This is a genomic window from Streptosporangium sp. NPDC087985, assembly GCF_044741965.1.
Lineage (GTDB): Bacteria > Actinomycetota > Actinomycetes > Streptosporangiales > Streptosporangiaceae > Streptosporangium.
Genome location: NZ_JBIUTQ010000009.1, coordinates 75,272 through 89,904, shown reverse-complemented (window position 1 = coordinate 89,904; position 14,633 = coordinate 75,272). Strand labels below are relative to the sequence as shown.

The following is a 14,633-nucleotide window of genomic DNA, read 5'->3' as shown; positions in this document are numbered from 1 at the left end:
ACATGCGAGGGGCTGGAGGATAGATGCGTTCCCGGCGATCACTGACTCTGGTGGCGGCTGTGGTTCTCGGCGCGGGGACACCACCAACCCGACCGGCACCCTGCCGGACCTCGGCCACGAGGTCGACGTGATGGCCGCCGGCGACAAGTGCCCGACGCGGCCGAGCCCGTGCCGACGTACACGATCGACCCGCAGCAGGTCGTCGCGCACCACGCGGGCGGCATCGCCGCCTTCGAGCAGGCGATAGAGAACGTGGAGGACGACGAGGCGATGGGCGCCGCCGAGGCGCTCGGGAGGCCACCGGCCGCACCGCGGCGCAGTGCGCCGAAACGCTCACCGCGGCAGAGGGGGACCTGAAGGTCGCCCTGGTCTGCCTCCTCGCCGATGCCCCCGTGGGAGAGGCGCGAATCGCACTACGGGCCGCCGGCGGCAGGGTCCGCGCGGCGCTCGCCGAACTGGCTACAAGCCGAAAGGAAGTCTTATGAAGAGAAGGTGGATCGCGGGGGCGATAGGGGTACTCGCGGTGGCGCTGGCGGCGTGCGCGCCCGGTGGCGGCGCGTCCGACCTGGGCGACAAAGACCAGGGCGACAAGGCGGGCACCGACAAGGTCACGCTGAGTCTGTGGTCGTGGCGGGTGGAGGACGTCAAGTCGTACGAGAAGATCCTCGCCAAGTTCGAGGAGTCGCACCCGAAGATTCACGTCGAGTTCAAGCCGTTCCAGGCCACCGAGTACAACAACATCCTGGCCACGGGCCTGTCCGGCAGCGGCGGGCCCGACGTCGCGCAGCTGCGGGCGTACGGTGGGCTCCAGCCGCTGGTCGAGGCGGACCAGCTCGTGCCGCTGGACGACAAGGTGGAGGCGCTGTCCGGCTTCGACAGCAAACTGCTGGAAGGCGCCAAGGGCCACGAGGACGGCAAGATCTACGGCGTGCCGTTCGCGTACCAGACGCTCCAGGTGCTCTACAACAAGAAGCTGTTCAGCGACAACGGCGTCCAACCCCCCGCCACCTGGGACGACATGATCGCGGCGGCCAAGAAGCTGAAGGCGGCCGGGATCACGCCGTTCGCCGTCGCGGCCGGGCCCGACGCCACCTGGACGCTGCCGATCGTCCACGAGATCTTCGGCAACGCCCGCTACGGCAGCACCGCGTTCCGGGACGCGCTGGTCGGAGGCGAGAAGAAATTCACCGACCCCGACTTCACGGCCTCGGTCAAGCTGATCAAGGACCTGGAGCCGTACTTCCCCAAGGACGTGGTGGCCGTCAAGATCCCCGACGTCCAGACGCTGTTCGTCACCGGGAAGGCCGCGATGTACCCGACGGGCACCTTCGACCTGGCGCCCGTGCTCACGGCCGACCCGAGCCTGGAGGTCGGCGTCTTCCAGGTGCCGCCCCCGCCCGGCTCCCCGGTGACCACGCCCGTCACGCCGGGCTGGGCCGACGGCTCGTTCGGCGTCAGTGCCAAGTCGGCCCACCAGGCCGAGGCGCTCGAACTGGTCAAGTGGATGGCGACGCCGGAGTTCGGGCAGCTCTACTCGACCGAGCTGAAGCAGCTGTCCGCGGTCCCCGGGGTCACGCCGTCGGACCCGCTGCTGGCCGAGATGGCCAAGAACTACGCCGGCAACGGCGCGCCGTACACGCTGCTCGTCAACTTCCGGTACGGCCAGCCGAACGGTGACGCGGTCTTCCGGGACGAGGTGCAGAAGATGCTCACGGGCCAGACCGACCCCGAGGCGGTCGCCGAGAACGTGCAGAAGGGCGTCGAGCAGTGGTTCAAGCCAGGGAACTGAGTATTCCCCGGCGTCGCGCGGCACGTACCGGCGCCGGTCGCCGGTACGTGCCGCGGTGGCGGGTGCTGGCCGTCTTCCTGCTGCCCGCGCTCCTGCTCTACTCGGCCTTCATCGTCTATCCGCTGGCCAGCGCGCTCGAGTACAGCTTCTTCGAATGGCGCGGGATCCGGCAGATGGGGTTCGCCGGGCTCGACAACTACCGGGACCTGCTCAGTACCTACCCGTACGACCAGCAGCTGTGGCGGGCGTTCGCGCACAACGCGCTGTTCTTCGTCGGGACCATGCTGATCCAGACCACGGTCGGGCTGCTCTTCGCCCTCCTGTTGTTCAATTACGGCCGCGGCAAGCGGTTCCTGCAGGCCGCGTTCACCACCCCGTACCTGGTGGACCCGCTGGTCGTCGGCTATCTGTGGAGCCTGCTGCTCAACCCGATGTTCGGCCCGGTCAACGCGCTGCTTGAGGCGGTCGGGCTGGACTCGTGGGCGTTGCCCTGGCTGGGCGACACGCGTACGGCGCTGCCGATCGTCATTCTGGTCAACGCGTGGCAGTGGGTGGGCTTCCCCATGCTGCTGTTCTCCGCCGCGCTCGCCGGAATCCCAGCCGAGTACCACGAGGCGGCCCGGGTCGACGGGGCCTCGGCCTGGCAGGCGTTCCGGCGGGTGACGCTGCCGCTGCTCACCCCGGCGATCGGCGTGGTGAGCGTGCTGACGTTCATCGGCAACTTCAACGCCTTCGGGCTGATCTACGCGATGGCCGGGTCGAGCGGGTCTCCGGCGGGTTCGACCGACGTGCTCGGTCTGCTGTTCTACCGGGTCGCGTTCGTGGAGGGCGGCGTGGAGGCGATCGGGCGGTCGTCGGCGCTCGCCGTGCTGATGTTCGTGTTCATCTTCGGGGTGTCGCTGCTGGCCACCTCGTACTTCCGCCGCCGCGAAAGGACGCTGGTGTGACGGCCGGGCGCCGGGCTCCGGGACGGGTCGCCGTCCACCTGCTGCTGTGGGGGTACGCGGTCGTCGCGCTGCTGCCGCTGGTCATGATGGTGCTCAACTCGCTGCGGCCGACAAGCGAGATCTTCACCGCGCCGCTGCGGCTGCCGACGTCCCCCACCCTGCACAGTTACGGCCATGTGTGGACGGATGCGTCGTTCAGCACGTACTTCCTGAATTCGCTGATCGTCACCTGCGGCGCGGTGCTGCTCGGCACGGCGGTCTCCACGCTGGCGGCCTACCCGCTGGCCCGCTACGACTTCTTCGGCACCCGGGTGCTCGGGGCGTACTTCCTGGCCGGGCTGATGCTGCCGATCCGGCTGGGCCTGGTGCCGATCTTCTACCTCATGGACTCCATGGGGTTGATCGACTCGCTGCTCGGGCTCACGCTGCTGTACGCCGCGTCCGGGGTGCCGTTCTGCGTCTTCGTGCTGTCGGCGTTCTACCGTTCCCTGCCCGGCGAACTGGACGAGGCGGCTCGGCTCGACGGGGCCGGCGAGTTCCGGATCTTCGGGCAGATCATGCTGCCGCTGGTGCGGCCCGCGCTGGCGTCGGTGATGCTGTTCCAGTTCGTGCCGCTGTGGCATGAGTTCCTCTACCCGCTGGTGCTGCTGCGCTCCGACGAGAAGTTCACGATCCCGCGCGGGTTGTCGCAGTTCTTCGGCGAGTACACGACCGACTGGTCGGCGCTGTTCGCCGGGCTGGTCCTCGCCACGGCGCCGCTCTTCGTGCTGTTCGTCCTGGCGACCAAGCAGATCATCGCTGGGTTAACCGCCGGTATGAGCAAGTAGTCACCGATCTGCACGATTTACGCTGTATATGTCAGAGACTTGCAGGGAGGCGGCGTGGACTCCGGCGGCGACTATTCGAGCGGCATCCTGGTGCGGCTGCGCGGCGCGATCCCGTCTCTGCGGCCCGCCGAGCAACGGGTCGCGCACGCGGTGCTGGCCGACCCCCAGGGCGTCGCCGACCGGCCGATCGGTGCGCTCGCCCGCGAGTGCGGCACCTCGGAGACCACGGTGCTGCGGTTCTGCCGGGCCATCGGGCTGCGCGGCTACCCCGACCTGCGGTTCGCGCTCGCCCGCGAGGCGACGCTGGAGGCTTCGCGTGCCAGCGGTGCCCGCCCGCTCGACGGCGACATCAGCGTCGACGACCCGCTGGAGGAGATCGTCGCCAAGATCGGCTACAGCGACTCCCGCGCGGTGGCGGAGACCGCCGAGAACCTCGACGTCGCCGCCCTGGAGCGCGCGGTCAACGCGATCGTCGAGGCCCGCCGGGTGGATCTCTACGGCGCCGGGGCGAGCGGCTTCGTCGCGGCCGACCTGCACCAGAAGCTGCACCGGATCGGCCTGATGGCGTTCGCCTGGCAGGACTTCCACAGCGCGCTCACCTCGGCTGCGCTGCTGCGCAAGGGCGACGTCGCGATCGGCATCTCGCACACCGGCACCACAGTCGACGTCCTGGAGGCGCTGCGGCTCGCCGCCGACCACGGGGCGACCACGATCGCGATCACGAACTTCCACCCCTCGCCGATCACCGAGCTGGCCGACATCGTGCTGAAGACCGCGGCCCGCGAGACCCCGTTCCGCTCAGGCGCGATGGGCAGCCGGATCGCCCAGCTCACCGTCATCGACTGCCTCTTCGTCGGGGTGGCCGCCCAGCGCACGTACGACGAGACCCTCACCGCCCTGGAGGACACCTACCGCGCGATCAGCAGCCGCCGGCGCAAGTGAACACGGCCGTACTCATGGCCTGACGGTCCAGGGCCATATCAGCGGTGACTTGTATGACCGTGTCTACCGCCTGCCGGCAGGTCAGGGCAGGGTGAGAATGCGCGGGCCGTCCTCGGTGATGGCGATGGTGTGTTCGATATGGGCGGCTCGGCTGCCATCGACCGTGCGCAGGGTCCATCCGTCGGGGTCGGTGCGATAGTCGTTGCGTCCTCCGGCCATGAGCATGGGTTCGATGGCGAGGGCAAGGCCGTGACGCAGAGGAAAGCCGCGGCCCGGGCGTCCATAGTTGGGGACGTGGGGGTCTTCGTGCATCTGGCGGCCGATGCCGTGGCCGCCGAAGTCGACCGGCATGCCGCAGTCGGTCTTGCGGGCGACCGTGCTGATGGCATGGGAGATGTCTCCGATGCGGTGGCCGACGGTGGCTGCGGCGATGCCTGCGTCCAGGGCCTGCTGGGTGGCGGCGATGAGTTCGAGGTCGGCGGGGCGGGGGGTGCCGACGGTAAAGCTGATCGCGGCGTCGCCGGTCCAGCCGTCGAGTTCGGCTCCGCAGTCGATGCTGACCAGGTCGCCGTCGCGTAGGCGGTAGCCGTCGGGGATGCCGTGCACGACGGCGTCGTTGACGGAGGCGCAGATCACGGCGGGGAACGGGACGGGGGCGAAGGGGGGCCGGTAGCCCAGGAACGGAGAACGTGCCCCGGCCTTGGCCAGAACGGTGCGGGCGGCTTCGTCGAGCTCGCGCAGGCGGACTCCCACGGCTGCCGTTTGGCGGACGGCTGCGAGCGCGTGGGCCACGACTCGTCCGGCTTCACGCATCGTCTCCAGTGCCGTATCGGTCTTGATCTCCACCATGTGTCGTGACTCCCTGCGATGCGACGCTCTCCAATACTTATACCGGTATTAGTATCACGGGTATGGTGAGAACTCCCTTGAGTCCGCGAGAGCGGCAACGCGGAGAGCGCTTCGGGACCCTGCTCCGCCAGGCCCGCGGCGACCGCAGCATGGTGGACGTGGCGGCTGCGGCCGGACTGTCCGCGGAGACGCTTCGAAAGATCGAGACCGGCCGGGCTCCGACCCCGGCCTTCTTCACCGTGGCAGCCCTGGCCCACGCGCTGGAACTGTCGCTGGATGACCTGGCCGCTGCCTGCGCGGAGGACGCCGACCGCGACGGGCAGGCCATGTCGGCGTGAACGTCAGGCCCGTGCCGTCCGGATGGGAAGGCGGATATCCCTGACGCAGCACTGGAACGCATCTACGACCTTCACCGCGCCACACGAGACCGCTGGCCCCTTCTCGGCACGGCTCGGACCCTCGGGTCCAACCCCCGAATGACTTCGAGCGTCGGCCGGCTTAGCCATCAGCCGGAAGGAACGTTTTGGTCATGAACTGGAACGGGGCCTCCGGCGACAAGACAGGCGCTCAGCTCATGTCCTCTCGGCTGAGCAGTCCGAGACGGAGTGCCGCACGCTCGTAAACGTCCATATGAGCACGGGGTCCGACAGCGAGTATCTGAATCACCGGAAGCGTTCCTGGTCGGCATGCAGGTAGTTCGCGATAGACGATGCGCCAGCGTGCGAGCTTGGGGATTTCGTCGAAGTAGAGACGGCGGCATCCGGTGAGATCGGGTTCAGCCGTACCGATGAGCTCCCTGCCGCGCTCATCGCCATAGATGAGATTCTGGATCCGGAAGACTGCGATCTTGCGGAGGCGATGCGTCGGGAGGTTCTTGAGATCGTCGTGGACTTCGGGCCTCAGGCGAGCCTCGAAGATCCGTTCACGGGGAGACATGTGCCGAAGAGTAGCTTAATGGCTACTCTTCGGAGTCAACATCGCCACATCACGTCATGCGGCCGACTCGCGCCCGTTCGATGCGGGGGCGGAGGATTCCTCGATATCGATTCCGAGGGAGTTGGCGACCTCCTCCAAGGTCAGGTCGGGGCTCGCCGTCGCGTTGGCCAGGCGTTCCCGGATCAGTGGGGCGAGCTGGATCTCGTCGATGAGGTCGGCGAGCTTCTCGTAGAGCTCAAAGCTGATAAGGACGGCCTCGGGCCTGTATCGGCGGCCGATGACGACGGGCTCGGCCTGGAGGCCCTGCTCGCCGATGCGGGCGACGGTCTCGCTGAGCTGGGCCCGGGCGGCGGAGATGGGCTCGACACGCACGAATTTCGTCATACGGCGAAGCTATCATCGCCAGCAGCTAGTTGTACAAGTATTCGTACAACTAGCTGTACAGGTTCCGGCTCTGCCATCGTAGGTCATCCTCGGCAGACCCGAAGCCTGATGGCCGTGCCCATGGAGGTGGTGTACGGACGATCATCCGGGCCGGTTGCTCGTCGCGGTAAAGCCCGCCACCGTACAGAGAGAAAGCGCAGCGAGGATGGGGTGGTCGGGGACCGCCTCATCGGCTGCGCCGTACTCGAAGCGAGGGACAAACGGGGTGGAATGGCCATGGCCGGGATGTCCAGAGCACTGCTCGGCTGTCGGTGGTGTGCGGACAGAATGGATTTACCATATGCCAGCCCCTCTTTGATGGAAGGCCGAGCAGGAACCTGCCTCCATTCCCGAACAGCACCGAACGGCCCCGCACGATGAACGGCCCCGCACGATGAACGGCCCCCACCACCCCACCGCCGTCGATGCGCTTTTCGCGTCGGCCTGCGGCCTGGGTGCAGGAGTGGTTTCGGTCATGAATGTTTCATTCACCAAATCCCTTTGACGCCGCCCTGACCTGCACAGACGCCCTTTTGACTCCCATAGGGAAAGCGTGTCGTTTACACGTCTGTAACCGTGACCTAGCGTTCGTTTTGCGTGAGCGCCTCACCGCCATTAACCAGTAATTCCGCATCCTCCGAAAGGGAGGGTAGTTCTGTGAGTAAATGGCGAAGTATCGCTGTCGCCGCTGCGGTCGCGTTCATGTCCGCTCTGCTCGCCGTCGTTCTCGTACCTGGCCCGGCCTCGGCGCACGGCACCATGATGATGCCGGGCAGCCGCACCTACCTCTGCTGGCAGGACGGTCTGTCGTCGACGGGGCAGATCATTCCCATCAACCCCGCCTGCGGGGCGGCGGTGGCCCAGAGCGGGGCCAACTCCCTCTACAACTGGTTCAGCGTCCTGCGGTCCGACGGCGCCGGGCGGACCGCGGGGTTCATCCCCGACGGTCAGGCGTGCAGCGGCGGCAATCCCGGCTACACCGGGTTCGACCTGCCGAGCGCCAACTGGCCGGTGACCCACCTGACCTCCGGGTCGCAGATCCAGTTCAAGTACAACAAGTGGGCCGCTCACCCCGGCTGGTTCTACCTCTACGTCACCAAGAACGGCTGGAACCCCAACCGGGCACTCACCTGGGGCGACCTTGAGTCGCAGCCCTTCCACACCGCCGACCACCCGGACAGTGTCGGCTCTCCGGGCACCAACGACGCCCACTACTACTGGAACGCCACGCTGCCCTCGGGCAAGTCCGGCCGTCACATCATCTACTCGGTCTGGAAGCGGTCCGACAGCAACGAGACCTTCTACGCCTGCTCCGACGTCGTCTTCGACGGTGGCAAGGGAGAGGTGACCGGCGTCGGCCGGACAGGGCCCTCCCCCGACCCGACGGTGACGCCGACCCCGACGCCGACCCCCACGGGTGGGTCGGGGAGCGGGTGCACCGCCACCTACCAGACCGTCAACTCCTGGCAGGGCGGGTTCCAGGCCGAGGTGACCGTGGCCAACCGTGGATCCTCCAGCCTCAACGGCTGGACGGTGAAGTGGACGCTCGGCAGCGGCAGCAGCATCACCCAGATGTGGAACGGCACTTACACCACCTCCGGCTCCGCGGTCACCGCCAAGAACGCCGACTGGAACCGGACCATAGCCCCCAACAGCTCGACCACGTTCGGATTCACCGGCGATGGGACCAGCGGTTCTCCCACCCTGACCTGCACCAGTCCCTAAACCCGTCCGGTCCCGGCCGGTGCCCGCCGGGCACCGGCCGGGACCGCCGTATGTCCTCCCGGAAACATCCTCGCGAATGCGCTCACGAAATGTGCTCGCGGAAGGGAACGTCGTGGCGTCCGCAGAGAAGATCGCGCCACTGCTGGGTCTCGTCTCGCTGGGGGCCGCGGTGGTGCTGGTCGCGGTGTCCTGCGCCGGCCGGACACCGCTCGCCCGGCACACCTCCGCGCATCCGGCGGCCCCCGCCTCCGGATGCACGGCCACGGTCACCCTCGTCGACTCCTGGCCCGGTGGCTACCGGGGCGCCGCGACGATCAGCAACGCCACGGACCGGCCGATGAACAACTGGTACATCCAGTGGATCATCCCCCTGGGGACGACGCTCACCCAGGCATGGAACGGCACCCATATGCAGAGCGGCCCCGTCGCGATGATCCACGCCCCCGCGGAGAAGTCCTCTCTGGCCCCCGGGGCCACCGTCTCCGACATCGGTTTCGTGGGCGCCGCCGCCACACCCCCCACCTTCACCGAGATCACCTGTGGTTAACCGGCCGAGCAGCGTGCGCCCATCCACCCCGACGGGAACCAGGTCAGACGCCGCCGCATGATGCCACGACCGACGGTGGCGCGTGCCGCTACGGGAGGTCTTGCGTCTGGACACCGACGACATGTTCCTCATGAGCCTGCTGGAGGGCGAGCTGCTCGGCTGAGGACCGTACGCTCGCCGCACTCGATCCGGCGCACCCTGCGGTGACGCTCGCGGAAGGCGGCCCTCTCACCCGCGGAGAGGGCTGTCTTCCGCATTTTGACGTCACAAGGCTTGCAATGACGTCAAAGTGACGTCATAGTGATGCGTATGGATGTCACGCCCTTCGTCGAGAACCTCCGCCGCGCACTGGCCGCATCGGCGGCGGCCGCCGACCCCGGCACCCAGGCCGCTGTCGAGAACCTCACGACGGCGCTGGAGGCCGCCGTCCGGCTCACCCTCATCGACGTACTCTCCGCGGCGGCCGACGAGGTCACCCGCGAGCTCGCGCCGGGCTCCGTCGAGGTGCGGATCCGTAACCGCGAGCCCGAGTTCGTGGTGACACCGCCACCGGCCGACGTCCATGCGTCCACGACCCCCATGGCCCCGCCCACGCCACCGGCTCCCCCCGCACCGCCGACGCCTCCGACGCCGCCCGGCGAGGAGGGCACGGCCCGGATGACCCTGCGACTGCCCGAGTCCCTCAAGGGCCGCGTCGAGGACGCCGCGAGCCGGGAAGGCGTCTCGGTCAACGCCTGGCTCGTCCGGGCGCTGGCCACCGCCCTGGCGGACGGTTCCCGCGAGTCCCGCCCACCCGTCATCGGAAAGCGCATCAGCGGCTGGGTCCGCTGATCCGCCTCTCCCCCACAACCGCAGAAACCTCCGCAACCCCGCAAGGGAGATCTCGCCATGCCCGCATTCCCGACCTCAGGCCCCGTCGCCCTCCAGGTGAAGTTCCCCGCAGGCCACCTGAACATCAACGCCACAGCGCGCGAGGACGCCGTGGTCGAGGTACGGCCGGCCGATCCGTCCAGGTCCGCCGACGTCCAGTTCGCCGAGCGGACCCGCGTCGAATACATCAATGACACGATCTTCGTCGAGGCACCCGAGCGGCCCCTGTCGATGGGCCGTACTCCCCGGCTGGAGGTCCTCATCGGTCTGCCGGAAGGGTCGCGGATCGGCTTCAGGACCGCCTCGGCCGACGCCCGGATGACCGGCCCCCTGGGCGAGGTCGCGATCAAAACCGCCTCCGGCGACGTGCAGGTCGACCTCTGTACCGACTTTGACGCCAAGACGGCGAGCGGTGACGTCACCTGTGACGTCACCGAGGGCGGCGCCCACGTGAAGACCGCGTCCGGAAACATCAGCCTGCGGGAGGTGTACGGCGAGGCGTCGATCTTCACCGCCTCGGGCACCATCGAGCTCGGCTCGGCCAGCGGTGCCACCACCGTCAGTACGGCCTCCGGAAACGTCCGGATCCGTAGGGCCGGCGAGTCCTTTCGGGTGAAGAGCGCGTCGGCCGACGTCACCGTCGAGTCGGTCGTCCGCGGAAGCGTCACGGTCAACACCGCGTCGGGCGACGTCGAGGTCGGCGTCGCCACCGGGACCAGCGCGTGGCTCGACGTCTCCTCCCTCTCCGGCAAGGTCGGCTCCTCCCTCGAACAGACGGAGCGGCCCGACGACGGAGAGAAGGCCGAGATCCACGTCCGGACCCTGTCCGGCGACATCTCCATCACCCGCTCACACCTGTAGAGCCGGGCGATCGAAACACCCGGCCCGCAGAACGTCCTCCGTCACCCGCGAATCCACAGAGCACACGCAGAGCAGAGCACACGCGAAGCAGAGCACACGTACAGCAGCGCACTCGTAAAGGGGAGAGCCACGATGAACGACATTCAGGTCTACGCCTTCAGCCGCCAGCGGCACGCCGAGATGATCGCCGAGGCGGAGACCCGGCGCAGGCTGCCGAAGCACCACAGTGCCTCACGCCGCTGGGCGGCCCAGACCCTCCACGGTCTCGCCGACCGGATCAGCCCGTCGGCCACGACGACCTCGATGCCGGCCGCCGGATGCTGAGCGGCGAGCACCGGATGCCGGACAGCGGATGCTGAGCGGTGGGCGGCGGATGCCGGGCGGCGGCGCGCGGCCCGGCCGTCGCCCGGGGCCGGCTTGCCGGTCCTCGTCCGGTTGACCGCCGGTCTTCCCCGTTCCTCAGGTCGGCCCTCTGTCGGAGCGACACGATAACTTGGTGCCTGCTCACCACGGCTGCCCACCACAGCGGCTCACCACAGGGGAAGAGAGATCGTGACGACGTCTATTCATCAGCGGATCGCCGAAGAGCTGGGTGTGCGCGAGCGGCAGGTGCAGGCGGCCGTGGAGTTGCTCGACGGCGGGGCCACCGTGCCGTTCATCGCCCGCTACCGCAAGGAAGCCACCGAGATGCTCGACGACGCGCAGCTGCGCACGCTCGAGGAGCGGCTGCGCTACCTGCGCGAGCTGGAGGAGCGGCGCACCGCGATCCTGGAGTCGATCCGCGGCCAGGGCAAGCTCGACGACGCCCTCGCGGCGCAGATCGCGGCGGCCGACTCCAAGGCCCGGCTGGAGGACATCTACCTGCCCTACAAGCCCAAGCGGCGCACCAAGGCGCAGATCGCCAGGGAGGCCGGGCTCGAACCACTCGCCGACGGTCTGCTCTCCGACCCCTCGGTCGACCCGCAGGCCGCCGCGGCGGCCTTCGTCGGCGAGGGGGTGGCCGACGCCGCCGCCGCGCTGGAGGGTGCCCGGGCGATCCTGGTCGAGCGGTTCGGCGAGGACGCCGACCTGGTCGGGGAGCTGCGCGAGCGGATGTGGGGCAAGGGCCGCCTGGTCGCGGCGGTCCGCGAGGGCAAGGAGGAGGAGGGCGCCAAGTTCTCCGACTACTTCGACTTCGCCGAGCCGTTCACCAAGCTGCCCTCCCACCGGATCCTGGCGATGTTCCGGGGGGAGAAGGAGGAGATCCTCACCCTCAACCTGGAGCCGGAGCCGGAGCCCACCGGCACCTACGAGGGCCGCATCGCGCACCGGTTCGGCATCTCCGACCAGGGACGCCCCGCCGACAAGTGGCTGGCCGACACCGTCCGCTGGGCCTGGCGCACCCGCATTCTCGTCCACCTCGGCATCGACCTGCGGATGCGCATGTGGCAGGCCGCCGAGGACGAGGCGGTGCGGGTGTTCGCCGCCAACCTGCGTGACCTGCTGCTCGCCGCCCCCGCGGGGAGCCGCGCGACCATGGGGCTCGACCCGGGTCTGCGCACCGGCGTGAAGGTCGCCGTGGTCGACGCGACCGGCAAGGTGCTGGCCACCGACACGATCTATCCCCACGAGCCGCGCCGCCAGTGGGACCAGTCGCTGGCCACGCTGGCCACGCTCGCCAAGAAGCACGACGTGGAGCTGGTCTCGATCGGCAACGGCACCGCGTCGCGGGAGACCGACAAGCTCGCCGGCGAGCTGGTGAAGCTGGTCCCCGGGCTGACCAAGATCGTGGTGTCGGAGGCCGGGGCGTCGGTCTACTCCGCCTCCGCCTTCGCCTCCCAGGAGCTGCCCGGCATGGACGTGTCCCTGCGCGGCGCCGTGTCGATCGCGCGCCGGCTCCAGGACCCGCTGGCCGAGCTCGTCAAGATCGACCCCAAGTCGATCGGTGTCGGCCAGTACCAGCACGACCTCGCCGAGACCAAGCTGTCGCGCTCGCTCGACGCGGTGGTCGAGGACTGCGTGAACGCGGTCGGCGTGGACGTCAACACCGCCTCGGCGCCGCTGCTGACCCGGGTCTCGGGCATCGGCTCCGGCCTCGCCGACAACATCGTCCAGCACCGCGACGCCAACGGCCCGTTCCGTTCCCGCAAGGCGCTCAAGGACGTGGCCCGGCTCGGCCCCAAGGCCTTCGAGCAGTGCGCGGGCTTCCTGCGCATCCCCGGCGGTGACGACCCGCTCGACGCCTCCAGCGTCCACCCCGAGGCCTACCCCGTGGTGCGCCGGATCCTGTCGGCCGCCGGCGGCGACATCCGGAAGGTGATCGGCAACGGCACGGTGCTGCGGACCCTGAGGCCGCAGGACTTCGTGGACGACACCTTCGGCCTGCCGACCGTCACCGACATCCTGACCGAGCTGGAGAAGCCCGGCCGCGACCCCCGCCCGGCCTTCAAGACCGCGACCTTCAAGGAGGGTGTGGAGAAGCTCTCCGACCTCACGCCGGGCATGCTGCTGGAGGGCGTGGTCACCAACGTCGCCGCCTTCGGCGCGTTCGTCGACGTCGGCGTGCACCAGGACGGCCTGGTCCACGTCTCGGCCCTGTCGCACAACTTCGTCAAGGATCCCCGTGAGGTGGTCAAGCCCGGTGACATCGTCCGGGTGAAGGTTCTCGACGTCGACATCCCCCGCAAGCGCATCTCGCTCACCCTCCGGCTGGAGGACGAGCCCGCCAAGGACTCCGGGCGGCGCGACCAGCAGGGCGGCGGACGGCGGGACGGCGGTGGCGGCGGCAGACGGGACGGCCAGCAGGGACGCGGCGGCGGCCAGCAGCAGGGGCGCGGTGGTCAGCAGCGGCAGGACCGTGGCGGCCAGCAGCGCAGCGCGCCGAGTGGCGCGATGGCCGACGCGCTGCGCCGCGCCGGCCTCGACGGCTCCGGCGGCAAGCGCTAGGCACGCGTACGGCCCCCGCCGGTGAAGGCGGGGGCCGTACGCGCCCCTCGCACGGCCCCCGCCGGACCGGCCACGCGCCGCCGGTCTCCGCAAGGGCGGCGAGGGCGGCGAGCACGAGCAGCGGCGGGGATCGGGCGACGGTTACGGCCGCATCCGGTCGTCAGCACCAGTCCGAGCATGACCAGCACCGCCACCTCGAAGATCACTACCAGCCGCTGGGTGACCCCGGCGGGGATGTCGTCGTTGGTCAGGTCGATGCCCATCATCCGCACGACGTAGGGCAGGACGATCAGGACCAGCATGCCCAGGGAGGCCAGGCTCAGCAGTCGCACCGGCCGGGCGTAGGGGCTCGTGGCGTGCCGCCGGGCCAGTATCAGACCCGCCACCGGCATCGTCAGGAAGGCTACGAACGCCGCATACCGGTGGATGCCACCGGACATCGACAGCGGCACGCCGGGCTCGTCGGTGGGGAAGGTGCCGATCAGCAGCATGCACAGGCCCCAGATCACGACCAGCAGCGCGGCCCCGCGGTCATCGCCACGCCGGGCCAGCGCGGCCCCGAAGACCGTCGCCCCCACGGCGAAGAACGTGAGCGAGACGGGCAGCAGCCAGCCGTCCGGCTCGAACGCGTACTCACTGATCACGGTGTGCACCGGATCGAGGCCCGTGGCCACGTGCAGCCCGAGCATCGCCGCGGCCCCGGCGCCGGTGGCCGCGTAACCGCCCAGGATCACCCCGGATCTCGAAGAAACCTGACTCCCCATGGCTCAACCATGACGACGGGCCCTTTCCCGGAATACCGGAAATGATCCCCAGTCATCCCTGAGTGATCCCCGAGAGAACCCAGGGCAGGGTGGTGCCAGCGCCCCCGGGACGACCCCGGGGCCATGGCCGTGAGCTGCGTGAAGACCGGGAAAGGTAGGGCCTGCCCCCTCAGGGTCAGGACTCGGGGGGACCGGCTGACCCGCGTGTGCCGGCCGAAGAACCTGTTC

Annotated in this window: 16 protein-coding genes; 12 read left to right on the top strand and 4 right to left on the bottom strand. The window is 69.1% G+C overall.

Translation table 11 applies throughout. The annotated features are described in order from the left end of the window. The first annotated feature begins 168 nt into the window (after positions 1–168). From ACIN94_RS18830 to ACIN94_RS18810, 5 genes are all read left to right on the top strand, one after another. Complete coding sequence (locus ACIN94_RS18830) at positions 169–357, top strand: hypothetical protein (RefSeq protein ID WP_400707469.1); 189 nt, start codon at positions 169–171, stop codon at positions 355–357. A 124-nt stretch (positions 358–481) separates the two neighbouring features. Further along, entirely contained in the window at positions 482–1,789 is a 1,308-nt protein-coding gene (locus ACIN94_RS18825) for an extracellular solute-binding protein (RefSeq protein WP_400707466.1), read from the top strand. Next, the gene (locus ACIN94_RS18820; protein ID WP_400707463.1) at positions 1,768–2,736 is read left to right on the top strand and encodes a carbohydrate ABC transporter permease; all 969 of its coding nucleotides are present in this window, start codon (positions 1,768–1,770) and stop codon (positions 2,734–2,736) included. Before ACIN94_RS18825 ends, ACIN94_RS18820 begins: the two co-directional genes overlap by 22 nt. Then, on the top strand, positions 2,733–3,563 hold the full coding sequence (locus ACIN94_RS18815) for a carbohydrate ABC transporter permease (RefSeq protein WP_400707460.1): 831 nt from the start codon (positions 2,733–2,735) through the stop codon (positions 3,561–3,563). Before ACIN94_RS18820 ends, ACIN94_RS18815 begins: the two co-directional genes overlap by 4 nt. A gap of 54 nt (positions 3,564–3,617) precedes the next feature. Next, a complete protein-coding gene (locus ACIN94_RS18810) occupies positions 3,618–4,505 on the top strand; it encodes a MurR/RpiR family transcriptional regulator (RefSeq protein ID WP_400707457.1) in 888 nt (295 codons plus the stop codon). A gap of 81 nt (positions 4,506–4,586) precedes the next feature. Here the strand turns inward: ACIN94_RS18810 and map are convergent, their stop codons facing one another. After that, positions 4,587–5,354, bottom strand: coding sequence for a type I methionyl aminopeptidase (gene map, locus ACIN94_RS18805; protein ID WP_400707454.1), 768 nt, complete (start codon positions 5,352–5,354; stop codon positions 4,587–4,589). A gap of 62 nt (positions 5,355–5,416) precedes the next feature. Between map and ACIN94_RS18800 the strand changes: the two genes are divergently transcribed. After that, positions 5,417–5,692 (top strand): helix-turn-helix domain-containing protein, encoded by a 276-nt coding sequence (locus ACIN94_RS18800; protein WP_400707451.1) that lies wholly within the window; start codon positions 5,417–5,419, stop codon positions 5,690–5,692. A gap of 229 nt (positions 5,693–5,921) precedes the next feature. Here the strand turns inward: ACIN94_RS18800 and ACIN94_RS18795 are convergent, their stop codons facing one another. Both ACIN94_RS18795 and ACIN94_RS18790 read right to left on the bottom strand, forming a co-directional pair. Further along, positions 5,922–6,290, bottom strand: a complete 369-nt coding sequence (locus ACIN94_RS18795; protein ID WP_400707448.1) for a hypothetical protein — start codon at positions 6,288–6,290, stop codon at positions 5,922–5,924. A 54-nt stretch (positions 6,291–6,344) separates the two neighbouring features. Beyond that, a complete protein-coding gene (locus ACIN94_RS18790; protein WP_400707445.1) occupies positions 6,345–6,674 on the bottom strand; it encodes a type II toxin-antitoxin system Phd/YefM family antitoxin in 330 nt (109 codons plus the stop codon). A 696-nt stretch (positions 6,675–7,370) separates the two neighbouring features. On the opposite strand from ACIN94_RS18790, the gene ACIN94_RS18785 reads away from it, so the two are divergent. The 6 genes from ACIN94_RS18785 (at position 7,371) to ACIN94_RS18760 (ending at position 13,641) form a co-directional block, all read left to right on the top strand. After that, positions 7,371–8,438 (top strand): lytic polysaccharide monooxygenase, encoded by a 1,068-nt coding sequence (locus ACIN94_RS18785; protein WP_400707442.1) that lies wholly within the window; start codon positions 7,371–7,373, stop codon positions 8,436–8,438. Positions 8,439–8,550: 112 nt separating this feature from the next. Then, positions 8,551–8,985 carry a cellulose binding domain-containing protein gene (locus ACIN94_RS18780; protein ID WP_400707439.1) on the top strand — a complete coding sequence of 145 codons (435 nt, stop codon included), beginning with the start codon at positions 8,551–8,553 and terminating at the stop codon, positions 8,983–8,985. Between the two features lie 309 nt (positions 8,986–9,294). Then, positions 9,295–9,816, top strand: a complete 522-nt coding sequence (locus tag ACIN94_RS18775) for a toxin-antitoxin system HicB family antitoxin (RefSeq protein WP_400707436.1) — start codon at positions 9,295–9,297, stop codon at positions 9,814–9,816. 57 nt (positions 9,817–9,873) lie between these two features. Continuing rightward, positions 9,874–10,716 (top strand): DUF4097 family beta strand repeat-containing protein, encoded by an 843-nt coding sequence (locus tag ACIN94_RS18770; protein ID WP_400707433.1) that lies wholly within the window; start codon positions 9,874–9,876, stop codon positions 10,714–10,716. 132 nt (positions 10,717–10,848) lie between these two features. Beyond that, positions 10,849–11,040, top strand: a complete 192-nt coding sequence (locus ACIN94_RS18765) for a hypothetical protein (RefSeq protein ID WP_400707430.1) — start codon at positions 10,849–10,851, stop codon at positions 11,038–11,040. 228 nt (positions 11,041–11,268) lie between these two features. After that, positions 11,269–13,641: a Tex family protein gene (locus ACIN94_RS18760; RefSeq protein WP_400707427.1), complete on the top strand. Its 2,373-nt coding sequence runs from the start codon at positions 11,269–11,271 to the stop codon at positions 13,639–13,641. On the opposite strand, the gene ACIN94_RS18755 is transcribed toward ACIN94_RS18760, so the two are convergent. Further along, positions 13,638–14,405: a DUF998 domain-containing protein gene (locus tag ACIN94_RS18755; protein WP_400707424.1), complete on the bottom strand. Its 768-nt coding sequence runs from the start codon at positions 14,403–14,405 to the stop codon at positions 13,638–13,640. The two genes, ACIN94_RS18760 and ACIN94_RS18755, sit on opposite strands and share 4 nt — an antisense overlap. Positions 14,406–14,633: the final 228 nt, after the last annotated feature.